The 26,216-nt window shown below is 40.9% G+C and carries 25 protein-coding genes and 1 riboswitch; of the genes, 16 read left to right on the top strand and 9 right to left on the bottom strand.

Annotated features, from left to right (window positions below):
- The first annotated feature begins 3 nt into the window (after window positions 1-3).
- Complete coding sequence (locus tag J8M01_RS01060; RefSeq protein WP_211056737.1) at window positions 4-1,233, top strand: ammonium transporter; 1,230 nt, start codon at window positions 4-6, stop codon at window positions 1,231-1,233.
- A 119-nt stretch (window positions 1,234-1,352) separates the two neighbouring features.
- Complete coding sequence (gene mrcB, locus J8M01_RS01055; protein ID WP_211056736.1) at window positions 1,353-3,713, top strand: penicillin-binding protein 1B; 2,361 nt, start codon at window positions 1,353-1,355, stop codon at window positions 3,711-3,713.
- Between the two features lie 24 nt (window positions 3,714-3,737).
- On the opposite strand, the gene J8M01_RS01050 is transcribed toward mrcB, so the two are convergent.
- From J8M01_RS01050 to J8M01_RS01030, 5 genes are all read right to left on the bottom strand, one after another.
- Window positions 3,738-5,579, bottom strand: a complete 1,842-nt coding sequence (locus J8M01_RS01050; protein ID WP_192508779.1) for a methyl-accepting chemotaxis protein — start codon at window positions 5,577-5,579, stop codon at window positions 3,738-3,740.
- Between the two features lie 145 nt (window positions 5,580-5,724).
- Window positions 5,725-7,005: a glutamate-1-semialdehyde 2,1-aminomutase gene (gene hemL, locus J8M01_RS01045; RefSeq protein WP_211056735.1), complete on the bottom strand. Its 1,281-nt coding sequence runs from the start codon at window positions 7,003-7,005 to the stop codon at window positions 5,725-5,727.
- Window positions 7,006-7,021: 16 nt separating this feature from the next.
- Window positions 7,022-8,038, bottom strand: coding sequence for an aspartate carbamoyltransferase (locus tag J8M01_RS01040; protein ID WP_192508777.1), 1,017 nt, complete (start codon window positions 8,036-8,038; stop codon window positions 7,022-7,024).
- Between the two features lie 105 nt (window positions 8,039-8,143).
- On the bottom strand, window positions 8,144-8,578 hold the full coding sequence (locus J8M01_RS01035; RefSeq protein ID WP_192508776.1) for a CopD family protein: 435 nt from the start codon (window positions 8,576-8,578) through the stop codon (window positions 8,144-8,146).
- A gap of 13 nt (window positions 8,579-8,591) precedes the next feature.
- Entirely contained in the window at window positions 8,592-10,274 is a 1,683-nt protein-coding gene (locus J8M01_RS01030; protein WP_192508775.1) for a chloride channel protein, read from the bottom strand.
- A 259-nt stretch (window positions 10,275-10,533) separates the two neighbouring features.
- Between J8M01_RS01030 and erpA the strand changes: the two genes are divergently transcribed.
- Complete coding sequence (erpA, locus tag J8M01_RS01025; protein ID WP_010362831.1) at window positions 10,534-10,872, top strand: iron-sulfur cluster insertion protein ErpA; 339 nt, start codon at window positions 10,534-10,536, stop codon at window positions 10,870-10,872.
- A 542-nt stretch (window positions 10,873-11,414) separates the two neighbouring features.
- Window positions 11,415-11,657, top strand: coding sequence for a helix-turn-helix transcriptional regulator (locus J8M01_RS01020; RefSeq protein WP_192508774.1), 243 nt, complete (start codon window positions 11,415-11,417; stop codon window positions 11,655-11,657).
- Between the two features lie 53 nt (window positions 11,658-11,710).
- Here J8M01_RS01020 and J8M01_RS01015 read toward each other — a convergent pair whose 3' ends face one another.
- Genes J8M01_RS01015 through J8M01_RS01000 form a run of 4 tightly spaced genes read right to left on the bottom strand, consistent with a single transcriptional unit; the run spans window position 11,711 to window position 15,441 of the window.
- A complete protein-coding gene (locus J8M01_RS01015) occupies window positions 11,711-13,093 on the bottom strand; it encodes an MFS transporter (RefSeq protein ID WP_192508773.1) in 1,383 nt (460 codons plus the stop codon).
- 19 nt (window positions 13,094-13,112) lie between these two features.
- Window positions 13,113-13,736 (bottom strand): peptidylprolyl isomerase, encoded by a 624-nt coding sequence (locus tag J8M01_RS01010; protein ID WP_192508772.1) that lies wholly within the window; start codon window positions 13,734-13,736, stop codon window positions 13,113-13,115.
- Window position 13,737: 1 nt separating this feature from the next.
- Window positions 13,738-14,295: a YajG family lipoprotein gene (locus J8M01_RS01005; RefSeq protein ID WP_192508771.1), complete on the bottom strand. Its 558-nt coding sequence runs from the start codon at window positions 14,293-14,295 to the stop codon at window positions 13,738-13,740.
- A 3-nt stretch (window positions 14,296-14,298) separates the two neighbouring features.
- Entirely contained in the window at window positions 14,299-15,441 is a 1,143-nt protein-coding gene (locus tag J8M01_RS01000) for a methyltransferase (RefSeq protein ID WP_192508770.1), read from the bottom strand.
- A 43-nt stretch (window positions 15,442-15,484) separates the two neighbouring features.
- Here J8M01_RS01000 and J8M01_RS00995 point away from each other — a divergent pair, with 43 nt between their 5' ends.
- The 12 genes from J8M01_RS00995 to J8M01_RS00940 all read left to right on the top strand — a co-directional run bounded on the left by J8M01_RS00995 (window position 15,485) and on the right by J8M01_RS00940 (window position 25,972).
- Window positions 15,485-16,072 (top strand): alpha-ketoglutarate-dependent dioxygenase AlkB, encoded by a 588-nt coding sequence (locus J8M01_RS00995; protein WP_211056734.1) that lies wholly within the window; start codon window positions 15,485-15,487, stop codon window positions 16,070-16,072.
- A 52-nt stretch (window positions 16,073-16,124) separates the two neighbouring features.
- Entirely contained in the window at window positions 16,125-16,439 is a 315-nt protein-coding gene (locus J8M01_RS00990; RefSeq protein ID WP_192508768.1) for a BolA family protein, read from the top strand.
- Between the two features lie 71 nt (window positions 16,440-16,510).
- Window positions 16,511-17,701 (top strand): enoyl-ACP reductase FabV, encoded by a 1,191-nt coding sequence (fabV, locus tag J8M01_RS00985; protein ID WP_211056733.1) that lies wholly within the window; start codon window positions 16,511-16,513, stop codon window positions 17,699-17,701.
- 376 nt (window positions 17,702-18,077) lie between these two features.
- On the top strand, window positions 18,078-19,421 hold the full coding sequence (locus J8M01_RS00980) for a Na(+)-translocating NADH-quinone reductase subunit A (protein WP_211056732.1): 1,344 nt from the start codon (window positions 18,078-18,080) through the stop codon (window positions 19,419-19,421).
- 1 nt (window position 19,422) lies between these two features.
- Window positions 19,423-20,622, top strand: coding sequence for an NADH:ubiquinone reductase (Na(+)-transporting) subunit B (locus J8M01_RS00975; RefSeq protein WP_211056731.1), 1,200 nt, complete (start codon window positions 19,423-19,425; stop codon window positions 20,620-20,622).
- Window positions 20,615-21,361, top strand: coding sequence for a Na(+)-translocating NADH-quinone reductase subunit C (locus J8M01_RS00970; protein ID WP_211056730.1), 747 nt, complete (start codon window positions 20,615-20,617; stop codon window positions 21,359-21,361). The genes J8M01_RS00975 and J8M01_RS00970 overlap by 8 nt, the downstream gene beginning before the upstream one ends.
- On the top strand, window positions 21,361-21,993 hold the full coding sequence (locus tag J8M01_RS00965; RefSeq protein WP_192508763.1) for an NADH:ubiquinone reductase (Na(+)-transporting) subunit D: 633 nt from the start codon (window positions 21,361-21,363) through the stop codon (window positions 21,991-21,993). Before J8M01_RS00970 ends, J8M01_RS00965 begins: the two co-directional genes overlap by 1 nt.
- A 10-nt stretch (window positions 21,994-22,003) precedes the next feature.
- Entirely contained in the window at window positions 22,004-22,612 is a 609-nt protein-coding gene (gene nqrE, locus J8M01_RS00960) for an NADH:ubiquinone reductase (Na(+)-transporting) subunit E (RefSeq protein ID WP_192508762.1), read from the top strand.
- A gap of 17 nt (window positions 22,613-22,629) precedes the next feature.
- A complete protein-coding gene (gene nqrF / locus J8M01_RS00955) occupies window positions 22,630-23,856 on the top strand; it encodes an NADH:ubiquinone reductase (Na(+)-transporting) subunit F (protein WP_192508761.1) in 1,227 nt (408 codons plus the stop codon).
- A 96-nt stretch (window positions 23,857-23,952) separates the two neighbouring features.
- Window positions 23,953-24,972, top strand: coding sequence for an FAD:protein FMN transferase (locus J8M01_RS00950; RefSeq protein WP_211056729.1), 1,020 nt, complete (start codon window positions 23,953-23,955; stop codon window positions 24,970-24,972).
- A 92-nt stretch (window positions 24,973-25,064) separates the two neighbouring features.
- Window positions 25,065-25,277 carry a (Na+)-NQR maturation NqrM gene (gene nqrM / locus J8M01_RS00945; RefSeq protein WP_192508759.1) on the top strand — a complete coding sequence of 71 codons (213 nt, stop codon included), beginning with the start codon at window positions 25,065-25,067 and terminating at the stop codon, window positions 25,275-25,277.
- A gap of 95 nt (window positions 25,278-25,372) precedes the next feature.
- A complete protein-coding gene (locus tag J8M01_RS00940) occupies window positions 25,373-25,972 on the top strand; it encodes a histidine phosphatase family protein (protein WP_211056728.1) in 600 nt (199 codons plus the stop codon).
- 27 nt (window positions 25,973-25,999) lie between these two features.
- Window positions 26,000-26,135, top strand: a riboswitch (adenosylcobalamin-variant (AdoCbl-variant) riboswitch).
- The last annotated feature ends 81 nt before the right edge of the window (window positions 26,136-26,216 follow it).

The following is a 26,216-nucleotide window of genomic DNA, read 5'->3' as shown; positions in this document are numbered from 1 at the left end:
ACTATGGAAAACGCAATTATAGAACTTAAATTTTCGCTAAATACATTTTACTTTTTAATTTCAGGGGTACTGGTGATGTGGATGGCTGCTGGCTTTGCCATGCTCGAAGCTGGCTTAGTCCGCTCTAAGAACACCACAGAGATCTTGACCAAGAATATTGCATTATATGCCATAGCATGCACCATGTTTTTATTGATTGGGTACAATATTATGTATGTCGGTAACACGGAGGGTGGGGTAGTGCCTAGCTTTGGTGCTTTAATTGGTGCTGCGAGCGCTGAAGCAGATCATGCTTTAGAGGCCGACTTCTTTTTTCAGGTGGTGTTTGTTGCGACCGCGATGTCTATTGTATCGGGTGCTGTTGCTGAACGTATGAAATTATGGGCATTTCTTGCATTTACGGTGGTGCTGACAGGCTTTATCTATCCAGTTGAAGGCTATTGGACTTGGGGGGGAGGGTTTTTATCTAACTTAGGGTTCGTAGATTTTGCTGGCTCGGCTATTGTTCATGGAGCCGGAGCAGCAGCTGCATTAGCGGGGGTATTATTGTTAGGCGCAAGAAAAGGTAAATATGGTAAAAACGGTGAGATTTACCCTATACCGGGCTCAAATATGCCACTAGCAACATTGGGTACCTTTATTTTATGGATGGGTTGGTTTGGTTTTAATGGTGGCTCACAGTTATTCATCGCAGATAAAAATAATGCGATTGCGGTTAGCCAAATTTTGCTTAATACAAATGCAGCTGCTGCAACTGGCGCGATTGCAGCACTACTAGTGTGTAAGGCATTATGGCGAAAAGCGGACCTAACGATGGTGTTAAATGGTGCCTTGGCAGGTTTGGTTGTTATTACCGCCGAGCCAGCATCGCCGACCCCTTTACTGGCTTGTCTGTTAGGCGCATTGGGTGGTTCATTAGTGGTATTCAGTATTGTGTTTTTAGATAAGGCAAAAGTAGACGACCCTGTTGGTGCAATATCAGTTCATGGTACATGTGGCATGTTAGGTATTATGTTAGTTCCTCTTTCTAATTCAGATGCGACGTTTGGAATTCAGTTTATTGGCTTAATAAGTATTTTAGGGTTTGTATTTATTGTGTCGTATTTAGTATGGGCTTTACTAAAGAGCACGATAGGAATTCGTGTTGGAGAGGAAGAAGAAATCAATGGAATGGATCAGCATGACTGTGGTATTGACGCCTACCCAGAGTTTGTGAGTGTTCGCTCACAGTAACTTGCATCACGGTATCTCAAGATAACGGGCCTTTTAGGCCCGCAGTGTCTTTCAGGTCAGGTTAATCTGAGGTACTCTAGGCTTATCCACTATTTAACGCTCCCTCTAGTACGGTAGGCATGGCAGAAAAAAGCGCGGGTTCTAAAAAAAGCACTGATAAAACAGTTAAATCACCCAGTAAAAGAAACGTAAAAACGACAAAAGCAAAGCCTCGAAAAAAAGCGGCAAAAATGCCCTCTAAACACTCAACATTACAGCGTATTAAACAGCGCATTCTGAAAACAATCTGGAATCTAGTTTGGAAAGGCAGTTTGGCGTGTATTGTGATAGTTGCGTTTTATGTCGTGTATTTAGATGCCAAGATTACACGTCAGTTCGAGGGGAACAAATGGCAATTGCCGGTGCAGGTTTATGCGCGTTCAATGACGTTTTATCCCGACCAATACTTATCAGAGGACGAAGTTTTATGGGAATTAAAGCGCCTTAACTATTCGCATGTTAATCGACTCAATCGAACTGGACAGTATGTGCAACAAGGCCGCACGATTAAAGTACATCGACGAACGTTTAACTTCCATGATGGTGCTGAGCAAGCACAAATATTTACTTTAAACTTTGCAGGTAAAAAGCTTGCGAGTATTGTTGGTCAAGATGGTCGTAGAGTGAAATCGGCCAGATTAGAGCCAGTTCAAATAGCGCGCATTGGTAATGAAAGTAATCAAGATCGAGAGTTTGTTCCTTTAGATAAGTTCCCAAATATATTGAAGCAAGCATTACTTGTAGTCGAAGACCGAGACTTTTATGAGCATCACGGTGTGTCATTGTGGTCTATTATGCGGGCATTTTATACCAATATTAAAGTTGGCCGGACGGTACAAGGGGGCAGTACGTTAACGCAGCAGTTAGCTAAAAATTTTTACTTAACTCGAGAGCGCTCGATAATCCGCAAAATCAATGAGGCTTTTATTGCGCTGATCTTAGATTATCGCTACAGCAAAGATGAAATTTTAGAGGCGTATTTAAATGAAGTATATTTAGGTCAAGCATATAACCAAGGCGTTCATGGTATGGGGTTGGCGGCGGAGTTTTACTTTGCTAAACCAGTAGATGAACTTGAGTTTGATCAAATAGCCTTATTGATTGCGATGGTGAAAGGACCTTCATATTATAATCCAAGACGTTACCCTGAAAGGGTTCGAGAACGTAGAGATTTAGTGCTGCGTTTGCTGGTTGAATCAGGCCATATCACGACAAATGAATTTCGAGCGGCACTCGCCAGGCCAATAAAGATTCAATCGTTAAAAAATAGTTTGCACAAAAGCTACCCTGGTTATTTAGAGTTAGTGGATCGAGAGCTCAAAAGGTTACTTCCAAACCAAGAAATTATTCATGCTGGAGTGCGGATCTTTACTTATTTTGATCTACAAAAACAAACCGCAATGGAAGATGCTATTCGTGAAGGTTTGCCTTATTTAGAGCGACGTTTTAAAACAAAGCAACTTGAAACGGCTATGGTGGCAGTTAATGTAGAGAAGGGCGGTGTATCAGCTCTTGCTGCGGGTCGAGACGTGCGTTTTAGTGGCTTTAATCGGGTTTTAGACACTAAACGAAATATTGGTTCGCTGGTGAAGCCTGCTGTCTACTTAACGGCATTAGAACAACCCCAGTACAACTTAGGTACCTTATTAGAGGATGCGCCATTACAAGTCACAGATGAAGCCGGGGATACGTGGACACCTGAGAATTTCGATCATAAATTTCGTGGTAGTATGCCGCTGTTTAGAGCATTTAGTCGTAGTATCAATATCCCCGTTGTTAATTTAGGACTTGATATTGGCGTTCATAATGTGGCGAACTCACTTACAAAACTCGGCTTTGAAGGTCATGTTAGCCGGTATCCGTCTTTGCTATTGGGTGCCCTAGAGTTATCAAGCTTTGATGTAGCACAAATATATAGCACGCTTGCCCGTAATGGCGAATATAGCAAGTTAACCAGTATCTCGGCGATGACGAATGCATTAGGTAAAGTGATTTATGAACATCAAGTAGATGCCGAGAAACGTTTTTCTGATGATGCGAGTTATATGACGAAGTATGGTCTGAAGAGAGTGACAAAAGATGGCACGGCTCGACGCCTCAACGCGCATTTCCCTTCCATTCAACTTGCGGGGAAAACAGGTACAAGCAATGACTTGCGAGACAGTTGGTTTGCTGGATTTGACCATAATACAGTGACAGTGACGTGGTTAGGCCGAGATGATAACCGACCAACAGGTTTAACGGGAGCCAGTGGTGCACTTGAATTGTATATACGTTATTTAAAACCGCTTAACCCACAAGCCATTGCTGACAATCGACCAAGTGATATACGTTGGGCTTTTGTCAATGAACAGACAGGGAAACAAGCACCGCCAAGTTGTGGGAAAGTCATTCAGTTACCGGTGCGAGTGAGTGAATTTGAGCCAAGACCTAAGTGTTAGCTCTGTTGGGCTAAATAAATGTGCTTATGTTTTAAATTGGCTCATAGCACTTTGCAAGTGAGTTGCCATGGTCGATAATTTGTGTGCGCCATCTTGTGTTGCTTCTGCAGAAGTAAGTGTATGCTCCGCTAAGCTACTAATTTCACTAGAATCAGCAAGCGCTTGTTGGGTCGCGTTGGATTGTTGTTTAACTAGATCAGAAATTAAATGACCTTGTTTATCTATATCTATCATGCTCTGCTCAGCAGCTTGCAGGACTTGATTAGTTTGGTTAGCAGCGCTCACACCAAGTTCCATTTTTTCAACACTGTTGCGCATTTTACTTTGCGTGTCGTTAGAAGCACTTTGTAGGGAGCTAATAATGCTGTGGATCTCTTCAGTTTGTTGTTGTGTTCGCTTGGCAAGTGTACGTACCTCATCAGCGACAACTGCAAATCCACGGCCTTGTTCACCTGCTCGTGCTGCTTCAATGGCTGCATTCAATGCCAGTAAATTTGTTTGCTCAGCTATTTCGCTAATTGCAGCGCTGACTTTACTTATGTTTTGACTATCTTGTGCGAGCTTATCGAGTGCTCCGCGACTTTCTTCAAACTCTTGTTGTAGTTCAGTCATATGTTGCGCCAATTCAGTCGTATTCTTTGTCCCTTGTTTGACATGTTGGGCTGCGGTTGAGGCTAATTCGGTTGCATGTAGTGCCGATGTTTCAACAGAATCAGCAGAGTGCGCCATTTCACTTAGTGCTCCGTGAATTGTTTGGATCTTATTTTGCTGTTGGTCCACATCATCACGGGTATCTTGACTGATTTGGCTTAGCTGGTTTGTGGCTGTATGTAAATCACTGCTGGTAGTATTAACATCTTCTAGTATATGTACAAACGCATCAATCACTTTATTGTATTGTTCTACGATGATAGACATTTCATCTTTACCATGAGCTGTTGCTTTCGCGCTTAAATCACCATTGGCTGCTCTGGCTGCTGTGTGGGAAAAATTAGAAATGCTATCGGAAACAGCAAAATAAAAACCAAGCATTAAGTAAACAGCCATTAATAAGCTAACTAGCGCAGCAACAGCAACGGTGTTTCGTATCATTCGCTGTTGATCGAGCTTGTGCGTGAGTAATTCTTTTAACTGAGGTGTTGCTGAGTTAACGAGTGAGCTGACATCATCAAGAACGGTTTGATGAAAGCGCCTAAACTGATTTTGAGATAATTGTAAATCATCTGGTTCTAGGAGTTTATCTGTCACAGCGGCTTTATATTCATCTAAGCTTTTCTCAAGAGCATCAATATGTCGTTGTAATATTGTTCTTGTGCTTGGCATCGCTCGCAGTGCAACTTGTAATTTACTTTGTAATTGTTCATTAAAGGTGGGGAGCCCTTTATTGAGATTCGATAGTGCAATAAAACTATCAGGAGTGAATCGTCCTGCGCTGATGACTTTGTTTGCTTGCTCTGCTACTGCATTAATTTGTGACAGTAATCGAGGCGTTGATTCAACTAAAGTTCTATTTATATACGAGCGAGTTAAATTATCATCAATTGCCAATTTTGACTGGATTGATACGAGCTCTAAAACCGATGAATTTTCTTGAGCTGCAATTTTAAAGCCAGCCGCAGTGGCAACGCGTCGGTTATTTTCAGTACGCTCTTGCATTATATTTGAGAGCAATTTGGGGTAAATGCTTAAACCATGTTGTTGTTCTTTACTGACCCGAATTGAGTCTGACAATATATTTGTCAAAAAGAATAGGCTTAAACTCAATGGAACCAGCAAAATACCGAAAACTAAGCTAATTTTTGTTTTATATTTTAATTGCGCCATAAATTGTGTTGCAGGCGCGCTGAGCGTTCTTAATCCTTGCATATTGTTCACTTTTGAATGTTAAAAATATTCGAGAATAGTAGACCGTGTAAATGTTTATATTAGTTCAAAATAAAGTAAGTAGACATAAAAAAAGCCCTAATGGGCTTTAATTTAGTGATTTATTACGACTTTAAGTCGTGCACAGTTAGAGTTTTGCAAATACGCGTTCAGCTGCTGAAATGGTATTTTTAATATCTTCATCTGAATGCATTGTACTTACAAAGCCAGCTTCAAACGCTGAAGGTGCTAAATACACGCCTTCTTCAAGCATTAGATGAAAGAATTGTTTAAAGCGCTCTAGATCACACTGTGTCGCCTGTTGATAGCTCGTGACAGTTTCCGCCTCGGTAAAGAAAAAGCCATACATACCACCTGCAAAGTTTGTTGTGAGTGGAATACCTGCGGCATCAGCAGCTTGCTGAAAACCCTCGCATAACGCTTTACTTTTCGCTTCTAGCTCGTCATGCAAGCCATCTACAGATAATAGCTCCAGCGCTTTTAGACCTGCAGCCATCGCGATAGGGTTACCAGACAACGTACCGGCTTGATACACGGGGCCGACTGGGGCAATATAATCCATAATTGCCTGTTTACCACCAAAAGCACCTACTGGCATACCGCCACCAATCACTTTTCCTAGGCAAGTTAAATCAGGCTTGATGTTGTAATATGCTTGCGCACCCCCGAGTGCGACACGGAACCCGGTCATAACTTCATCAAAGATCAATACCGCACCGTGGGTATCACATACCTCACGTAAGCCTTCTAAAAAGCCAGCTTGTGGTGGAATGCAGTTCATATTACCTGCGACAGGCTCCACAATGATACACGCGATTTCATCTTTATATTCAGAAAAAATGGCTTTTACTTCTTCTAAGTCATTAAAAGAGACCGTAAGTGTATGTTTAGCAAAGTCCTCAGGTATACCTGGTGAATTGGGTACTCCCATTGTCAAAGCGCCAGATCCAGCCTTAACAAGTAAAGAATCTGCGTGGCCATGATAGCAACCTTCAAACTTTAAGATTTTATCACGTTGTGTGTACCCTCTAGCAAGGCGGATCGCACTCATGGTAGCTTCGGTACCAGAACTTACCATACGAACTTTTTCAATAGATGGTACAAGCGCTTTTACTTTTTCGGCCATGAGTATTTCGGTTTCAGTCGGCGCACCATAACTTAAACCGTTTTCGATCGCTTCCAGTACTGAGCGTTTAATTTCAGGGTGGTTGTGTCCCAAAATCATGGGTCCCCATGAACCTACATAATCGATGTAACGATTACCGTCAGCATCAAATGTAAACGGGCCTTCGGCTTTGGTAATAAATAAAGGCGTACCACCTACGCCATTAAATGCACGCACAGGTGAATTTACACCGCCAGGAATAGAAGCTTGTGCACGGGAAAATAAATCTTGGCTAATGGTCATTTTGAGTTCCTATTATTTAACTATTACGCTTGCGGCTAAACCAAGGTACATCGGCTTCATACTTGGTAATTTGGTTTTCAACACCGAGCGTTAACGCAAACAACGCCATTCTGATCAAGACACCGTTTTGTACTTGACGGAATATAGCGAGGTTGTCGTTATTATTGAGATCGTTGTCTAACTCATTTGCATCACTGCGGCTATCACGCGGCAGTGGGTGCATTAATACTGAGTTAGGTTTACAGTGCGCGTTATAAATGGCCTGGCTGATCCTAAAGCCACCGCGGTATTTGTTTGCTTCTTCTTGAGAAGGAAAGCGTTCTTCTTGAATACGCGTTTGATAGACGATATCAGCAGCTAAGTTACCTTCCATTTTTGACACGATTTCTATTTTATGACCTGCATTACTGACACTATCTAAAATGTAATCGGGCATTTGCAATCCATCTGGAGCAACCATGCTAAAGTGGATATCTTTATAATGACATAATAATTTTGATAAGGAGTGTACGGTACGACCGTATTTTAAGTCCCCCACTAACGCAATATGCATCCCATCAATACCACGCTCAAAACGTCCAAGCTCTCTATCGATAGTTAGTAAGTCTAATAATGCTTGGGTTGGGTGCTCATTGGGGCCATCACCACCATTAATTACGGGGACGTCTGAACCTGTTGCAAATTCTGACACTGAACCGGCGTCAGGATGACGCATTGCAACGGCATCGGCGTAAGCAGATATCACACGAGCAGTGTCGTATAAAGACTCACCCTTTGCCAATGCAGAGCTTTGCATGCCTGTTGTCTCTCGGACAATGCCACCGAGTAAGTTAAATGCAGTACCAAAGCTCACTCGGGTACGAGTACTTGGCTCAAAGAATAGGTTGGCTAATATAGCGCCCTCTAAAACACGCGTTCGCTTATGCTTTTTGGCATAAGGTTCCATTTGTTTTGCGACAGCAAAAATATGTTCAATTGCTTCTCGATCCAATTGATTCACGGAAAGAATGTTTTCACCTTGGAAACTTAACATGGGGTGGTTCCTAATCACAGATTGACAACGGGCTTGCGGCACAGCAAACCACCATGATAACGGGCATGCAGTCGCATGGTTATTTGGCGCGCCATTGTAACATAATTAAAGGCTTGGTTTGAGTACTGCGAGTAATACAATCGCAAGTAACATGAGCACAGGGAACTCGTTAAAATAGCGATAAAAGCGATCGCTACGTTTATTCCTATCATGTTTAAAGTCTGCGAGTAACTTAAAGCACAGACCATGGTAAAGGTATAGCACGATCACAAAGACCAATTTGTAATGTAACCACATGCTATGACGAAACCATTCTCGTCCGTATTCAACAATGGTGAGTACGCCAAAAACGAGCGTCAGTATGGCGAACGGTGTCACAAAAAATAAGAGGCGACGTTCCATTATTTTGAGCATAGCGCTGCATGACTTCTCTTGTGTCATAGCGTGATACACAAACAATCTCGGTAGATAAAAAATACCTGCAAACCATGCGATCATGAAAAAAAGGTGTAGTGCCTTATAAGTCAAAAGTAAGCTCATTGTGCCCTCAAATTTAAAGTAAGCTGTTTCGAGTGGTTAAAATATGGCGGATATGATCCCATCGTAATATCCCCATAATTTGTCGATTGTCTTTTTGGTTATAAATGTATACAGCGCCACTGCGTTTGTCTTTTAGGACATCAAATGCATCTGATAACGTCGCTTGACTGCTTAACCCTTGCAGAGGAATGTAAGAGATATTCATGTTTTGGTCGCTCATTAGATTGAGGTCGTACTCAGCTAACCGGTAACCATTTTCTTCATCAAATACAATGAGAGGGGTTTGACTATTTACTGCGCCAAGCGTTTCTTTTATCTGATCTTTGTCATCAGAGTAGAGTAATTTAAAGTGCTCATCCATGTCATCCATAATTCCGACTTTTTGTAGTGCTTCACTGGCAGGTGAAACTTGATACGGTAAGCCTTGGAAGTCAAGCTGCTGTAAAAAGATGGAGCGATTGCCAAACACTTGTAGTGCAGTGACATAGGCGGCGGAAATCACCAGCATGGCTGGTACAATGATTTCATGGCTTGATGTTAACTCCATCACCGCGGTTAAAGCGGCCAATGGCGCGTGTAATGTGGCAGCTAATAGTCCAGCCATGCCTAAAACGCCATATGTGCCACTGACATCGACACCTGGAGTAATAAATTGTGCAAAAAACGACATCAAAGTCCCCATGACAACGCCAAGCCCTATGACAGGGCCGATTAATCCCCCTGGTATGCCCAGCCCAATAGCAAATAATGTTGCAAGTAATTTGGCGATGAGTATGGTTGTGAGTAGCTGAATATTCTCAGGTGCATCAACAGCAATGGTAATAGCACTCATCCCAGAGCCCATGGCTTGGGGGACCATATAACCAATAAGGCCAGCAATTAACCCTGCTAAAAGTAACCTTGGTAACATGCTTAGAGGTTTAAATGTTTTTATTATGAGCATGAGGTTTTGATTGAAACTAAAGGCTACAGCACCAAGTATTACACCACATATAATTAAATAGGGATAGTGCCAAAAGCTCAATGGCGTGATGTTGATAAGCGCCAACTCAGAGCTGGCGCCAAATACAAACTGAGTGGCTAAGGCGCCTGTGACAGCCGCGAGCATAATGGGTACGAAAATATGTATTTTGTATTCCCTTAAAACGACTTCCATGACAAAAATTACAGCAGCAAGTGGCGTATTAAATGATGCGGCAATACCCGCTGCTACACCACACCCCGCAAGGGTACGAGATGCATTCATTGGTAAATGCAGTCGTTCAGCTAAAATACTTGCACCAGTGGCTCCCATATGAACGGAAGGGCCTTCACGACCAACAGAAAATCCACTAATAAGTGCGACGGCACCGCCAAAAAATTGATTTGCTGTGTTCCAAATTGGCATTTGTCCATAGTGATGTTTAATACGGTGTATCACGAAAGGAATACCTAGCCGGTAATGTCTAAAGCCAGTCAAATTAGCAAACAAAGCAATGAGTAATGCAGCAAACACCGGTAGTGCAACGCGTTGAAATTCAGGGAGTTGCGAGAAGTGATCTGGGGAGTCTAAGAAAGTAGACTGTATGAATATGATGGTCAGACGAAATAAGATGATCAGAATAGCCGCAATTAAACCAGCACATACGCCGAGTAAACACAGTTGTACAGATGTTTTGGGTTTGGCTAACCTACGCCGTAATGTATCCAGCGACATATCTTAATTCCATGTCATATTAAAGACTTAAGTCTATCAAAAAAATGTCACTTCGTCTTAGTGGCAAACCCAAATTTTGAGGGGGAATTTATATATTATGCTTGTTATAAATATTCACCTTAAGACTTAAGCTAGACATTGCCTTTGAGTCTACATTGATGTGGTGTAATTTTAATCAATTAAGGTACGATGACTATACTTGATTAAAATACTCGGGTATTAGATAATCCAGCTATAAAATGTACAAGGGTCGAATAGTATGTCTGAACAGTTACCAATTCAATTTAGTGATGCTGCGGCACATCGCGTAAAAGAGTTAATCGAAGAAGAAGAGAATCCTGAGTTAAAACTGCGTGTTTATGTAACAGGAGGCGGTTGCTCTGGCTTTCAATATGGATTTACTTTTGATGAAAAAGCCAATCCAGGTGATTTAGAAATTGAGAAAAATGGTGTGGTTATGGTTGTTGATCCCATGAGTATTCAATATTTAATTGATGGTGTAGTGGATTACACAGAGGGCTTAGAGGGAGCACGCTTTTTTGTGAGTAACCCAAATGCAACTACAACATGCGGTTGCGGTGCGAGTTTTAGTGTTTAGCTTTTCTAAGTTAGAGAAGAAGCCACGTTAATACGTGGCTTTTTTATTTTTTTGTCACGTAGATCATTAATGCAAAGAATGCTAATACAAAAGTGCTAAATGTTAGTATGTAGATAAATCCTCGCCTTCCTTTTTTCAGAGGAATATGGTTGCTTCTTAAAAACCAAAACCAACCAGCACATAATAAAATAGGTATTAAAAACAGTAGTCTAATCATAAATAATTCTCTATCATCAATTTATTCCTTAATCTGATTTTGTAAGTAATTGTTTTAAAAGTAAAAATAAATTATTTCATTTTCTGGTGCATTTTATAAAAAATTTGTTAAAGTTAATGCCTGTTAACGCTTGGATAAAAAGTCGGTAAAAAGTTAAATTTTAATTAGGTGTTAACAGAAATATAGTCTATACCTAATTTGGTACATAGGAACAAATGATAGATTTTCGTATCAAGCCTATGGTATACAGTACACCGCTGATGTGAGACGGGCAAATTTCATATTGGTATTAATTAAAGAAATCATCGAGTAGGAGATGTTTAATATGATGGGTAAAACTGTTTCTTCTGAAGAAAACGGTAAGTTAACTAAGTGGTTAAAATCGAAGCGTCACGAAAAAGGCCATACAATGCGTAGCTTAGCTCAAGTTCTGGGTACGCCACATTCTTTTATTGGTAAAATTGAAAACCAAGAACGTCGCCTTGATGTGATAGAGTTTTTACGCTACTGCGAAGCATTAGAAGTTGACCCTTATGAAGGGTTGAACTTAGTTAAAGAAGAAGACTAACATTTAACATAGCGTAAGAGGGTGCAAGGAACTGCACCTCAACTCTCTCATTCTTACCTATTTTTTGATGCATGATAAGACATTTCGATCTGAAACAATTTATTACGTATTATATAAAGCAATAATAGCGACGGTAATACCATTAATGCAGTAATAGCAAAGAAGATAGCCCAATTACCATGCAACCAATCATCAATGACTACGCCGCTATAACTCGACATCACCGTTCGTCCTAAACTCCCAAGCGATGCTAATAAGGCATAATGTGTTGCGCTAAATGCACGGTCACATAGCATAGAAATGAATGCAACCATTGCGACTAATGACCAAGCTTGTGTAAAACCATCGATGACAACTGCCATCGCATAAAGATGTTCTTGGGGGCCTGCTATGGCAATCCATGAGAACATTAAGTTGGATGCTGCCATTGCGATCCCACTGATGAATAACCCTTTTACAATACCGTATTTATGATTAAAAATACTGCCTAAAAATGCAAAAATAATGGTAATGACACCCGTCCCCAGTTTTGAGTATTGACCAATTTGGGTGTTGCTGAAACCAATCTCTTTATAAAAGACGATGGACATTCTCGCTAAAAATGACTCACCTATTTTAAATAAGAATATGAATAACAATAAAGCGAGCGCTGTTTTAACACCATTTTTGGTAAAAAAGCTTCTAAAGGGCTCGACCAATGTCACCGCAAACCAAGCGAATACTCGATTAAATACACTTTGTGAGTTGCCAAGTCTTGCTTGATATGCCAATTCCAACTGTTTATGAACATGATCTCTTTGTGAGCTAGGTTCTTTTGCAAACAGTGTAACCAACACTAATAAGCCCATAATAATGCCAAGCAGTAAGTAAATTTTTGGCCAATCAAAATAGGGAGAGTCAGCAAGGAAAAATGGAATAGCGCCCAGTAAAGCATATCCTGTCCACCAACCAGAGGTGGCCATTGCAGCAGCTGCGGTGGCTTTTTCACTCTCATTTTCAGGTAATATGTCAATTCTATATGCGTCTATAGCGATGTCATGTGTAGCAGATGCTGCTGCTATTAAAAAACACAATAGGGCGGCACTGAACAAGTTATCTTTTATAACAATATATGACATTGCGATGGTGGCCAGTGCGGTAATAACTTGGCATAAGGCAATCCAACTTCGGCGTTGACCTAATTGTGTCGTTAGAAAGGGGAGCTTGACACGATCGAGCAAAGGAGACCATAGAAAGTTAATGGTGTACGCACCAAATACAATCCCAAATAGACCGATCATACTTCGGCTTAAACCTTCGTCTTTTAGCCATGCGGACATGACTGAACCGATCAGAACCCAAGGGAAGCCACTGCTGATCCCTAGCATGAAAATAGTAATCAAACGTCGATCTTTATAATAACTTAAGTAGTCACTTAAACTCGCTTTGAGGATCATGTTTTATGCTTCTTTTAAATTAGAGTTCTATCGCTTTTAAGATTGCCACATCGTATATAATAACTGGTTTCTTTGGAATAAATGTATAGCCCAGTTTCTCATTGAACCCCGTTTCTACCTGCATTATTTTATCAAGTGTTTCGTACCCTTCAATCACATTACCAAATACAGCAAAACCCCAATCACGTCCCGGATTCAAGTGTTTATTGTTATCCATATTAAAAAAGAATTGTCTTGTTCCAGAATGCGGCTTGCTATCTTGATATGCCATAGCGACACTGTATATGTCGTTTTTCATGCCGTTACCACTTTCATTGAATATAGGAGGGCGTTCAAACATGCCATCGTACTCTTTGTCATAGCCACCACCTTGAATGACAAAGTCTTGTTCATTGGCCTCATCACGTTCAACACGATGAAATACAGAGCCTTTATAGTCACCATTAACAACGTAGGTGAGAAAGTTATTCACGGTAATCGGTGCTCTAGATCTATCTAACTCAAGAGTGATTACCCCTAAGCTCGTTGTGATTTCAACTCTAGGGAATAAGTTGTCTTTTTGTACAAAGCGGCCTTCCTTATTTGCAGCAAAAGATAGGTTTGAAAAAATAAAAATGGCGCAAGCAATGATTACTCGATTCATATTATTGTCCTTGTAAAAAATTGATAAGTTCTTGATCAGATACAATGCGAGTGATTATTTTCTGCGTCAAGTTATTCAATTGGCCTTCCACTTTTGCTTGTTCGTGTTTTAAAGGCCCTTTCAATTGTGATGTGCCGGTGTAACGTTTTTCAAAAGTACGTTCATTGTGTGATGCAAAGATCTGAAAATCAGCGGTTGCGTTACTTTCATGTTGGGTAATGCTTTCAGTAATCTTGCTATAAAAGGTATTGATTTGTAGAGCTACTTTTTTGTTTTCTGTGGTATCAAGCGTTGCACCATTACTGCGTAAAGCATCAAAAAAAATACGTTCTATTTTTATTGGTAAACTGGCATCAGGTAAATAAACAGCTGGCTCTTGATTGAGCACTTTAATGACAAAATTGGTTGTTCGATGATCAGAGACTCGTGCGTTTATGTGCGTATTGAAATGGCTGACTGCCTGAGCTGAGTAAGTTGGATTCAAAATGACAGACTTAGGCTGTGCTGTACATCCCGATAGTATAAAAACACCAATGGATATAAAGTAAGTTTTTAGCATGAATTAACCTCTTTTTGTGGCACTCAGTACGGTAAATTTTTTGTTGTTGCCGATAATTTTACAATTGCCAAATAGACGATGTAGCTTGTCTTGATAATCCAAATGTCGGTTACCGATAATACGCAATTCACCACCTTGCTTTAGCGTATGCTTTGCTTGTATAAACATTTGCCAAGCAATGTGATCAGTGATCGCCTGAGCTTGATGAAATGGGGGGTTACATAACACCAAGTCAACTGAACCTGGGGTGAAGTTGGTTAGGCAGTCATTTTGGTGAAATTCACAATTATCTATCTGTTCAGGTAAATTGTGCTGAATATTTTGTTTTGCACTTGCTACTGCCATCGCAGATTCATCAACAAAAATAAGTTTGGCATTGGGCATTTTTGCTAGAGTAAGTAAGCCAATCACGCCATTTCCACAGCCAAGGTCGATGACTTTAATTGGTTTTTTACCTTGAGGTAAATAGTTAGCAAAAAATCGAGCTCCGATATCGAGCGAGTCACGAGAGAACACATTGGCGTGATTAGAAATTGTGAAGTCGGTTTTTTCTAATGGCCAATCTGTAGGAAATTTATCATCGACCGGTTTGCAAGTGGTGTGTGTAAAGATGAGCCGTGACTTTTTTACTGCCAAACTGGTTGTGGGTGCTGATAAAAAGTGTGCAACGCTTTTTAATGTTGAGCTGTGTATTTCTTTTACTTTTCCAGCAAGAATGACTGGGATATTGGCTGGTAAATGACTTAACTGTGCGAGCTGATGTTGCAAAAAGCCCGCATTTTTAGGGACTTTCATTAGAATTAAGTCACAATCCAAAGGTAATGGCGCCAAACTATTTTGCAGGGTGAGGTGCGTCTTTGATAGCGTATTTTCAGCTAAATTATACTGGCAGGCTTGATGACTTACAAAAGAGTCTGACACCGTTGTCACTTTTATGGTTGGATGCTGTGCTATTAATGCTGCGGCCAATCCGCCGAAACTATCGTTGAAAATAAGTGCATGCTTTGGTGTTTCATAATTGGCGAAGGTATACTCTATTAAGTATTCATCAGCGGCATCCCAAGCTTGTAGACTGCGATTTTTTTGATCTAAAGGAAAACGGTGTAATGTCAGAGGGTGAGTACCCAAAAAAGCTTCTGTGGTCATATCAATAAATAGTAGCAGTCAAAGAGAATAAAGAGATGGTATCATGACATTGCAAAACCCTGAACAGCTGTTACCGAATGGATTTGACTATATTGCGCAAGTAATGAGTCACTCCAAAGCAATGTCCCTCTATACGTATTTGACTGAGATTTTGAATTGGCAACAACCTGAAGTCAACATTTTTGGCAAGCATCATAAAATCCCGCGTTTGCAGTGCTTTATTGCTGATAAGCAGGTTAATTACAGCTACTCTAATCAGCCTTTAGTTGTTGAAAACTGGCCAGAACCTTTAAAGGCGATGCGTCGACGGTTGCAGGAGCATTACGGATATAGCTTTAATGCCTTGTTAGTTAATTGGTATAGAAATGGTCATGACAGTATGGGGTGGCACAGTGATGATGAAAAAGAACTCGGGTGTCAACCATTTATTGTGTCTATTTCACTTGGCGCATCCCGAAAATTTACAATTCGAAATTCGCATTCTAAACAAACACAAAATCTGATGCTAGACAATGGCAGCTGCTTATTAATGCATGGACAGAGCCAAAGTCATTACCAACATGCTCTACCAAAACAAATGAAAGTGAATAGCGGGCGTATAAATTTAACCTTTCGCACAGTTGGTCAATAGCAAGCAAAAGCGTATAGTAGCCTCTAATCGCAACTTAAATGAAGGGCTTAGCATGTCCATGCAGCAGCAGATCCACAGCAAATTAGCCGACGCAATTGTTTGTAAGCACCTAAACGTCGTGAATGAAAGTCATATGCACAGCCGAGGTGAGGAATCTCACTTCAAGGTGGTGATTGTCAGTGAGACGTTTTTAGGCAAGCGTTTGTTGCCTCGTCACCGCCTTATCAATGAAGTGCTAAAAGATGAACTTGCTAATCATATTCATGCGTTATCAATTCATGCTTACACTCCTGATGAGTATAGCGAAAAGAATGGACAAACACCTGATTCACCAAGTTGTTTAGGTGGTTCGAAGTTTGATAACTAGCTGATCAGACCTGTATTTGTCTGATCAGCCATTAAACTATGGCAGTTTTTGAAAAATAAATAGGATTTATCATGGTCGTTAAGCCGAAAATTCGTGGTTTTATTTGTACCAATGCACATTCAGCTGGTTGTGCTGCTCATGTTCAAGAGCAAATTGATTATGTAAAAGCCCAAGGTCCCATTGCAAATGGCCCTAAAAATGTATTAGTTATTGGTGCTTCAACAGGGTATGGGTTGGCGTCCCGAATTACAGCAGCTTTTGGTGCTGGTGCAAAAACTTTGGGGATTTTCTTTGAGAAAGAAGGTACTGAGAGGAAAACAGCTTCAGCTGGGTGGTATAATACCGCTGCTTTTCAGCAGGCCGCGGATGATGCAGGTTTATGGTCAAAAAACATTAATGGCGACGCGTTCTCTGACGAAATTAAGCAAAAAACGATTGCAGCAATAAAAGCTGAAATGGGTAAAGTCGACCTTGTTATTTATAGTTTGGCATCACCACGTCGTACAGATCCAAAAACTGGGGAGGTGTTCTCTTCAACATTAAAGCCAATCGGCAAAGATGTTACGACGAAGAACCTCAATACCTCTCAACGTGCAATTGGTGATATTACTGTTGAAGCGGCAAACGAGGAGGAAATCGCGAATACCGTAAAGGTAATGGGTGGTGAAGATTGGGAACTATGGGTCGATGCGCTTAAAGAGGCAGATGTACTCGCCGAGAACTTTAAAACAACCGCTTATACATATATTGGTAAGGAGCTGACGTGGCCGATATACGGTCATGCAACGATTGGCAAAGCGAAGGAAGATTTAGACAGAGCAACTGCAGCGATAAAAGCGTCTACGGCTTCGATAAACGGTGAAGCTTATGTTTCGTCTTTAAATGCTGTTGTGACACAAGCCAGTTCTGCTATTCCAATTATGCCGCTTTATATTTCTGCATTATTCAAAGTGATGAAAGCGGATGGTACTTATGAAGGTACTGTTGAGCAAATTAATGGTTTATTCCGTGAAAGTTTGTATGGTGAAACTCCACGTTTTGATGACGGCGGTCACTTATTTCAAAATTACAAAGAACTGGAAGATGATGTTCAAGCTCGGATCCAAGGCATTTGGGATTCAGTTACCACAGAGACAATTGACGAATTAACTGACTATGTTGGTTATCATAATGAGTTTCTGCGTTTGTTTGGTTTTGGCATAGAAACGCTTGATTATGATCAAGAAGTTGACTCAATCGTAGCGATTAATCACCTATTGTAATGGCATGATTAATGAGGGCTAGGCGCTATTTTTTATAGGCCTAGTTCACTTATTCTACACTTTTAATAATATCTAGCTTTATTTTTGCACAAAACCCTTCTATATTTTTCATCAATTCGACTTTGGTCTATGTTGAGATAATCACAAGACCCATAACTACATAAAAACCATTGTAAAGACGTATTAATTTAATATTTCTCCTCGCATAGTCCGTAGGATTAATGTTAAAATCTCGGCAATATGTGAGAACACGACTACGATGCTTGTTTCAGTACTTGGACAGGTGGCTCTTTTATACCTGACGAATATGAGGCAACAAGCGCCGTGGTAATTAAAGATTTTTCAATTTCTTTCCGTTAATGTAATGCAAGTGCGTATGATCAACATAAAAAAAGGTCTGGACTTACCCATAGAGGGCGCACCTCAGCAAGTTATTCATGATGGCTCTGCCGTCAAACGAGTAGCTGTGCTAGGTGAAGAGTTTATTGGTATGCGTCCAACCATGCATGTTCGTGTGGATGACCAAGTCAAAAAAGGCCAAGTTCTTTTTGTAGATAAAAAGAATCCTGGCGTCAAGTTTACTGCACCAGCTGCTGGTGTAGTTAAAGAAATCAACCGTGGTGCTAAGCGTGTACTGCAATCCGTCGTGATTGAAGTGCAAGGCAATGAGCAAATCACTTTTGACAAGTTTTCGGCTGCTGAATTAAGCAACCTTGAGCGTGATAAAGTCAAAGAGGTGCTTGTTGAGTCTGGTCAATGGCCAGCGCTTCGTGTTCGTCCTTTTAGCAAAGTTGCGGCATTAGAGGCTAACCCTAGCTCTGTGTTTGTAACTGCAATGGATACTAATCCGTTAGCTGCTGATCCTGCTGTGGTCATCGCTGAAAATGTGGAAGCATTTGAAGCGGGTCTTGCTGTGGTATCTCGCTTAACTGATGGTAAAGTATTCGTTTGTAAGCAAGCTGGTAGTCAAGTACCTAGTTCGTCGCTTTCTCAAGTAGAAGTGCACGAGTTTGGTGGTTTACATCCTGCGGGACTGGTTGGTACTCATATTCATCATCTAGACGCGGTTTCTGCAAGCAAGCAGGTATGGCATTTAGGCTACCAAGACGTTATTGCCTTTGGTCAGTTATTTTTAACTGGCGAGATAAATGCAGATCGTGTTGTTGCCCTTGCTGGCCCTCGTGTGAAAAACCCGCGTTTAGTGAAAACTCAATTAGGAGCATCGCTAACTGATCTAGTTGCCGGTGAGCTTGAAGACGGTGATAACCGAGTCATTTCTGGCTCTGTGTTAGCTGGTAAAACAGCAGCCGGACCTCATGCTTTCTTAGGCCGCTACCATGTTCAAGTATCTGTTTTACTTGAAGGTCGCGAAAAAGAACTATTTGGTTGGATTGCCCCTGGTAGTAATAAGTTTTCTGTAACTCGAATGTTTATTTCTCACTTTACACCGAGTCGTTTATTTAAAATGACAACGTCTACGGGTGGTTCTAAACGTGCCATGGTGCCAATCGGTAACTATGAACGTGTTATGCCACTCGATATCTTACCAACACCTTTGCTACGTGACCTTATTTCAGGTGACTTAGATGGTGCGATTACCTTAGGTGCGCTAGAGCTAGATGAAGAAGATTTAGCATTGTGTACTTTTGTGTGTCCTGGCAAGTATGAGTACGGTTCAATCCTTCGTGATTGCCTGAATACTATCGAGAAGGAAGGTTAAAATGGCCTTAAAGAAATTTTTAGAAGACATTGAACCTCACTTTGAAGCGGGTGGTAAACATGAAAAGTGGTACGCTTTGTATGAAGCGATAGCAACTGTTTTCTATACGCCTGGTTATGTTAACAAAGGCGGCACGCATGTGCGTGATAACATCGACCTAAAACGCATCATGATTTTAGTGTGGATGGCTACTTTCCCAGCTATGTTTTTTGGTATGTTTAACATCGGTCATCAAGCAGCATTAGCGCTTGGTAACGGTTTTGAAATAGCCAACACATGGCAAGTCGCAATTTTCCAAGCGCTAGGCGGTGAGTTAACTGCACAAGCAGGTTGGGGGGCGAAGATGTTCTACGGAGCATGTTTCTACTTACCTATCTACGGAACCATTTTTTTAGTGGGTGCTTTTTGGGAAATTTTGTTTGCTTCTATTCGTAAGCATGAAGTAAACGAAGGCTTCTTTGTTACATCAGTATTATTTTCACTTATTCTTCCTTCAACCATTCCGTTATGGCAAGCCGCGTTAGGTATTACTTTCGGTGTTGTTGTTGCTAAAGAAGTGTTTGGTGGTACAGGTCGTAACTTCTTAAACCCTGCTTTAGCTGGCCGTGCATTTTTATTCTTTGCTTACCCTGCTGATATTTCGGGTGACACAGTATGGACAGCCGTAGATTCATTCTCGGGTGCAACTTACTTAGGCCAAGTAGCACAAGGTGCTGTTGATTTTAATAATATGGTTCTTTGGTGGGATGCATTTTATGGCTTCATCCAAGGTTCTATGGGTGAAACATCGACACTGGCTATTATGCTAGGTGGTTTATTCTTAATTTATGTGCGTATTGCGTCATGGCGTATTGTTCTAGGTGTTTTCCTGGGTATGGTTATCATGTCGTTGTTACTTAACTTAATTGGCTCAACAACAAACCCTGCATTTGCTATGCCTTGGTACTGGCACTTAGTGTTAGGTGGTTTTGCATTCGGTATGTTCTTTATGGCGACTGACCCAGTTTCTGCGTCTTTCACAAATAAAGGTAAATTCGCATACGGTGCATTGATTGGTGTAATGGTTGTGTTAGTTCGTGTGGTTAACCCTGCTTACCCAGAAGGCATGATGTTAGCAATTCTTTTCGCTAATTTATTTGCGCCACTATTTGACCACTTTGTTGTGCAGTCAAACGTTAAGAGGAGATTAGCACGTGTCTAGTAACAATGAATCTATAGGTAAAACGTTAGGCGTTGTTGTTGGTTTATGTTTGGTATGTGCGGTTGTTGTATCGGTAGCTTCTGTGCAATTACGTCCATTACAAAAAGCAAACAAAGCGCAAGATGTACAGCGTAATATTCTTGCCGCTGCTGGTTTTAATGATGTAACCAATGTTGAAGAAATGTTTGGTCAAAACATCGAAGCACGTGTTATCAATATGGAAACAGGTGAGTTCGTTGAGCAAGACCATACAACGTTTGACTTTGAAAGCACAAAGTTTGATGCAAAGCGCAGCTTTAAATTAGACAAAGCAGACGATAAAGCCGGCATTCAACGTATGACGGATCATTCACCTGTTTACTTATCTAAAGATGCAAGTGGCCAAGTATCGACTATTATTTTACCCATTCAAGGCTATGGCTTGTGGGGTATTATGTATGGTTTTATCGCATTAGATAAAGATACTGAAACAGTTAAAGCTATCAAGTTTTATAAGCACAATGAAACGCCGGGTCTTGGTGGTGAAATTGAAAATCCAAAATGGACGGCAACTTGGGCTGGTAAGTCTTTACCAATTACGTTAGTGAAAGGTACAGCCGGCACTGACAAGCATAAAGTTGATGGTTTATCTGGTGCCACACTGACTTCGGTTGGTGTAGGTAACACAGTCGATTTTTGGACAAGCAACAAAGGTTTTGGCCCATTCCTTGCGAATGTACGTAATGGAGCATTGAACTAATGGCTAATACAAAAGAAATGAAAGACGTCTTGTTTGGACCAGTATTCGCTAACAACCCAATTGCACTACAAGTGTTGGGTATTTGTTCTGCGTTAGCTGTAACTTCAAGCCTTAAAAATGCGTTAATAATGTCAATAGCTTTGACGCTAGTGACAGCATTCTCAAGTCTGTTTATCTCAATAATTCGTAACCATATTCCTTCAAGCGTACGTATTATTGTGCAAATGACCATCATTGCTTCTTTGGTTATCGTTGTTGATCAAACATTACAAGCGTTTGTTTATGCAACTGCGAAAGAGTTGTCTGTATTCGTTGGCCTAATTATTACAAACTGTATTGTAATGGGTCGTGCAGAAGCATATGCAATGAAGTCTCCACCACTTATGTCATTTTTGGATGGTATTGGTAATGGTTTAGGGTATTCAGTCGTGTTACTTACCGTTGGCTTTATCCGTGAGTTAGGTGGTTCAGGTACATTGTTTGGTGCTGAGATTTTACCTTTGGTTTCTGAGGGTGGTTGGTACCAGCCTATGGGTCTACTGATCCTGCCGCCAAGTTCTTTCTTCATTATTGGTTTCTTCATTTGGGTACTGCGTACTTATAAGAAAGACCAAGTAGAAGCAAAGGCGTAAGGGGAGAGAGATGGAACATTATATTAGTTTATTCGTTAAAGCGGTTTTCATTGAAAACTTAGCATTATCTTTCTTCTTAGGTATGTGTACATTCTTAGCAGTATCTAAGAAAGTAACCACTTCACTTGGTTTAGGTGTTGCTGTTGTATTTGTATTGGGTGTTGCTGTTCCAGTAAACCAATTAGTATATAGCGCAGTATTAGCACCAGGTGCGTTAGAATGGCTTGGTTTTCCTGAAGCAGATTTAAGCTTCTTGAAGTTTTTGACGTTCATCGGCGTAATTGCAGCACTTGTACAGATCCTAGAAATGGCTTTGGATAAGTTTTTCCCTGCGCTTTACAATGCTCTGGGCATATTCTTACCTTTGATCACTGTAAACTGTGCAATTTTCGGTGCGGTAGCCTTTATGGTTGAACGTAACTTAAATTTCACTGAATCAGTGGTGTTTGGTATTGGTTCAGGTGTAGGTTGGGCGTTAGCAATCGTATTGCTTGCTGGTATTCGTGAGAAAATGAAGTATTCAGATGTACCAGATGGTCTACGTGGTTTAGGTATTACCTTTATTACTGTAGGTTTGATGGGTCTTGGCTTCATGTCATTCTCTGGTATTTCACTGTAAGGTAGCGAGGAAAAATCATGCTTGAGGTATATTTAGGCGTAGGAATGTTCATTGCTATCGTTGTACTACTTGTTTTAGTCATAATTGCGGCTAAATCTAAGCTAGTAGCGAGCGGTGATATATTAATTAATATTAATGGTGATCCTGAAAAGGGCATCAAAACATCAGCTGGTACTAAACTACTTGGCGCGCTTTCAGACGCGGGTATTTTCGTATCATCTGCATGTGGTGGCGGTGGTTCATGTGGCCAGTGTCGCGTACATATTCATAACGGCGGTGGCGATATCCTACCTACCGAGCTTGACCATATTTCAAAAGGTGAAGCGCGAGAAGGGTGTCGTTTAGCATGTCAAGTGAATGTGAAGACAGACATGGATATTGAGTTAGAAGAGTCAATTTTTGGTGTTAAGAAATGGGAATGTGAAGTTATCTCTAATGATAATAAAGCAACTTTCATCAAGGAGCTTAAATTAGGTATCCCTGATGGCGAGTCTGTGCCGTTTCGTGCTGGAGGTTATATCCAAATTGAAGCCCCAGCTCACCATGTTAAATATGCTGACTTTGATGTACCTGATGAGTATCGTGGCGATTGGGAACGTTTTGGCTTCTTTAACCTTGAGTCTAAGGTTGATGATGAAACAATTCGTGCATACTCAATGGCTAACTACCCTGAAGAAGAGGGTATCATCATGCTCAATGTACGTATTGCTTCTCCGCCGCCAAATAACCTAACACTGCCTTGTGGTAAGATGTCATCTTACATTTGGTCATTAAAAGCGGGTGATAAGGTAACTATTTCAGGTCCATTCGGTGAGTTTTTTGCAAAAGACACGGATGCTGAAATGGTATTTGTTGGTGGTGGTGCTGGTATGGCGCCAATGCGTTCGCATATTTTTGACCAACTTAAACGTCTTAACTCTAAGCGTAAGATGTCTTTCTGGTATGGTGCTCGTTCTAAACGTGAAATGTTCTACGTAGAAGATTTTGATGGCTTAGCAGCTGATAATGAAAACTTCGTATGGCACACCGCATTGTCTGATCCACAACCAGAAGATAACTGGGAAGGTTACACAGGTTTCATTCACAATGTATTGTTTGAAAACTATTTACGTGACCATGAAGCGCCTGAAGATTGTGAGTACTATATGTGTGGTCCTCCAATGATGAACGCAGCAGTTATCAACTTGTTGAAAGATTTGGGTGTAGAAGAAGAAAACATCTTACTAGATGACTTCGGTGGCTAATTAGCACACTTAATTCTATAAGCATATGTTGAAATATATGTTAGCCCTCAAGTCATGGACTTGAGGGCTTTTTGTTTATTAGGGAGCTGTAATTTAATGAAAAGTATAAGTGGGATATTTGTATTATCGTTGGGATTATTTTTAGCTGGTTGTGATAATTCAGCAAGTCGCTCAGTCGAACCGCTTACGTTGCACGGGAATACTATGGGTACAACGTATAATATAAAAGTGTTTACTAGTGGAAAAGAAATTGAAGCGGGAGTTTTACAGCAGCAAGTAGACGACACGCTCATTGCTGTAAATGCATCGATGTCTCCTTGGGTTGAAAACTCTGAAATTAATCAGTTTAATGGCTTGGAAGCCAATAAATTTATGGCGATCAGTGATGATTTTAGAGCGGTTGTAGCTGAATCTATTCGGTTAGGTCAATCCACAAAAACACTCGATATCACCATGGGACCGCTCATTGACTTATGGGGGTTTGGTCCTGATAAGCGACCTACAAAAAAACCAAGTCAGGAACAACTCGATGAGATGCGTACACGTATTGGTGTTGAAAAACTCGTGCTTAATGAGCAAGGCCTTACCAAAACATTACATGGTTTAGAGTTGTCGTTTTCGGCAACGGCGAAAGGGTATGGTATTGATAAGGTCGCGATGTTACTAGAGCAGCAAGGCTTGAGCAATTATATGGTGGAAATTGGTGGGGAGCTGAGAATTTCAGGCACTAAAGCGGATAACCAGCCTTGGCGTATTGCCATTGAGCAACCTGATGCGCCGATGGGACAGCGACAAATTCATAAAATTATTGAACCTGGGAATAATGGTCTTGCAACCTCTGGAGATTATCGGATTTTTTATGAAATGGATGGTGAGACATTTACACATTTAATTGATCCAGCGACAGGGATGCCAGTGAAGCATGAATTGGTATCTGTAACCGTGCTGCATCCTTCAGCAATGACCGCTGATGGATTGGCAACCGCACTCACTGTAATGGGAACAGAACGAGCTAAGGCTTACGCAGAAAAACATAACTTGGCTGTATATTTGATAAGCAAAAGTGATACTGGATTAGTTACTTATGCCAGTGAACAGTTTAAACCTTATTTGTGAGTAAGGAATAACCGCGTTATAATGAGGGGTGTTTTATACCGTCGTCAGCTCAATAGTTGAGTTGTTTTTTTGTATTTTAAGAGGCCTGTGCAATGTCGCTGTTTTTACTTACATTTGGTTTACTGATTTTAATTGTTACGGCAATGGCAATCGGTGTGATTGTTCAGAAGAAATCTATGGCAAGTAGTTGTGGTGGCCTTGGTTCTGTTGGTATTGATAAAGCATGTGACTGCGATGATCCATGTGATCGACGCAAAAAGCGCTTAGCTAAAGAGCAAATTTGGAAAGAAAACCAAATTTTATAATATGCTAATAAAATGACGTTAGTAGCAGGTTGTTGCTAATTTTAATGCGAGCGATAGGCTCGCATTTTTGTATCTGAGTTTTGGGAGGAGGGGTTATGCAGAGCACATGGTATTTTTTGCGTCATGGTGAAATCGTCGAGCAAGGTATATTATGTGGCCGTTCTGATATAATTCTCAGTCCTCTCGGTTGGCAGCAACTAGAAGATGTAACGAAAGGTATTACCGCAGTAACGCAAATCTTCAGTTCCCCACTAGTTAGATGCAGTAAGTTTGCGACAAAAATTAGCGAACAAAGGCAATTATCTGCTGAGATAGTTGATGATTTGCAAGAAATGGACTTTGGTCTGTGGGATGGCAAGCCTTTTGAGTGGTTATGGTGCAATACTGATAAACCGAGCATCGGTGATTTTTGGGCTGATCCTTGGTCACATACGCCACAAGATGCGGAGTCTATGACGAATTTTCATTTACGAGTTCAAACTTGGTGGCAATCACAGCTAGCGATCCCAAACGATGAGTGTAGCTTGGTAATAACCCATGCAGGTGTTATTAAACAGTTGTTGGCTATGATTCTGCAGTTTCCTAGTAATAGCGTGAAACAGCTTAGTATTTTTGATGTTGGGTATGCTAGCGTAATAAAAGTGCAGGTGTACTATGATGAACAAGGTGTCGCTTGGCCTAAAGTTGTATTTTAGACGTCTAGACAGCATAATACGGTTGTTTGTTGGTACTTCTTGGGAATGAACTGAAAATGTTCAACTGTCCTCGCAACTGTAAAGTACTGTGAGTACGAAAGTCAGATACCAAGACCAACAATTTTCTCATGAGCGGGCGTACTCTGAGTTGTTCAATATGCTTCATAATACCCATATTTCAAATGATATGATGGGTTGTCCTTTATATTGCTCACCTTGATATAACGCGTACACTGCTGATTTA

The sequence above is a fragment of the Pseudoalteromonas sp. MMG005 genome (genome assembly GCF_018101015.1).
In the GTDB taxonomy this organism is placed as follows: domain Bacteria; phylum Pseudomonadota; class Gammaproteobacteria; order Enterobacterales; family Alteromonadaceae; genus Pseudoalteromonas; species Pseudoalteromonas aurantia.
This window is presented reverse-complemented; position numbering and strand designations above follow the sequence as displayed.

What these genes read in the sequence shown, in the direction of transcription:
- J8M01_RS00950 (WP_211056729.1), top strand. Translation starts at nt 23,953, where the DNA reads ATGAAAAGTATAAGTGGGATATTTGTATTATCGTTGGGATTATTTTTA.
- J8M01_RS01030 (WP_192508775.1), bottom strand. Translation starts at nt 10,274, where the DNA reads ATGTCGCTGGATACATTACGGCGTAGGTTAGCCAAACCCAAAACATCT.
- J8M01_RS00980 (WP_211056732.1), top strand. Translation starts at nt 18,078, where the DNA reads ATGATCAACATAAAAAAAGGTCTGGACTTACCCATAGAGGGCGCACCT.
- J8M01_RS01010 (WP_192508772.1), bottom strand. Translation starts at nt 13,736, where the DNA reads ATGAATCGAGTAATCATTGCTTGCGCCATTTTTATTTTTTCAAACCTA.
- J8M01_RS01060 (WP_211056737.1), top strand. Translation starts at nt 4, where the DNA reads ATGGAAAACGCAATTATAGAACTTAAATTTTCGCTAAATACATTTTAC.
- J8M01_RS00940 (WP_211056728.1), top strand. Translation starts at nt 25,373, where the DNA reads ATGCAGAGCACATGGTATTTTTTGCGTCATGGTGAAATCGTCGAGCAA.
- J8M01_RS00995 (WP_211056734.1), top strand. Translation starts at nt 15,485, where the DNA reads ATGACATTGCAAAACCCTGAACAGCTGTTACCGAATGGATTTGACTAT.
- J8M01_RS01035 (WP_192508776.1), bottom strand. Translation starts at nt 8,578, where the DNA reads ATGAGCTTACTTTTGACTTATAAGGCACTACACCTTTTTTTCATGATC.
- J8M01_RS00975 (WP_211056731.1), top strand. Translation starts at nt 19,423, where the DNA reads ATGGCCTTAAAGAAATTTTTAGAAGACATTGAACCTCACTTTGAAGCG.
- hemL (WP_211056735.1), bottom strand. Translation starts at nt 7,005, where the DNA reads ATGACCATTAGCCAAGATTTATTTTCCCGTGCACAAGCTTCTATTCCT.
- mrcB (WP_211056736.1), top strand. Translation starts at nt 1,353, where the DNA reads ATGGCAGAAAAAAGCGCGGGTTCTAAAAAAAGCACTGATAAAACAGTT.
- nqrM (WP_192508759.1), top strand. Translation starts at nt 25,065, where the DNA reads ATGTCGCTGTTTTTACTTACATTTGGTTTACTGATTTTAATTGTTACG.
- J8M01_RS01050 (WP_192508779.1), bottom strand. Translation starts at nt 5,579, where the DNA reads ATGCAAGGATTAAGAACGCTCAGCGCGCCTGCAACACAATTTATGGCG.
- erpA (WP_010362831.1), top strand. Translation starts at nt 10,534, where the DNA reads ATGTCTGAACAGTTACCAATTCAATTTAGTGATGCTGCGGCACATCGC.
- J8M01_RS01040 (WP_192508777.1), bottom strand. Translation starts at nt 8,038, where the DNA reads ATGTTAAGTTTCCAAGGTGAAAACATTCTTTCCGTGAATCAATTGGAT.
- J8M01_RS01005 (WP_192508771.1), bottom strand. Translation starts at nt 14,295, where the DNA reads ATGCTAAAAACTTACTTTATATCCATTGGTGTTTTTATACTATCGGGA.
- J8M01_RS01015 (WP_192508773.1), bottom strand. Translation starts at nt 13,093, where the DNA reads ATGATCCTCAAAGCGAGTTTAAGTGACTACTTAAGTTATTATAAAGAT.
- J8M01_RS01000 (WP_192508770.1), bottom strand. Translation starts at nt 15,441, where the DNA reads ATGACCACAGAAGCTTTTTTGGGTACTCACCCTCTGACATTACACCGT.
- nqrF (WP_192508761.1), top strand. Translation starts at nt 22,630, where the DNA reads ATGCTTGAGGTATATTTAGGCGTAGGAATGTTCATTGCTATCGTTGTA.
- J8M01_RS00990 (WP_192508768.1), top strand. Translation starts at nt 16,125, where the DNA reads ATGTCCATGCAGCAGCAGATCCACAGCAAATTAGCCGACGCAATTGTT.
- J8M01_RS00965 (WP_192508763.1), top strand. Translation starts at nt 21,361, where the DNA reads ATGGCTAATACAAAAGAAATGAAAGACGTCTTGTTTGGACCAGTATTC.
- fabV (WP_211056733.1), top strand. Translation starts at nt 16,511, where the DNA reads ATGGTCGTTAAGCCGAAAATTCGTGGTTTTATTTGTACCAATGCACAT.
- J8M01_RS01020 (WP_192508774.1), top strand. Translation starts at nt 11,415, where the DNA reads ATGATGGGTAAAACTGTTTCTTCTGAAGAAAACGGTAAGTTAACTAAG.
- nqrE (WP_192508762.1), top strand. Translation starts at nt 22,004, where the DNA reads ATGGAACATTATATTAGTTTATTCGTTAAAGCGGTTTTCATTGAAAAC.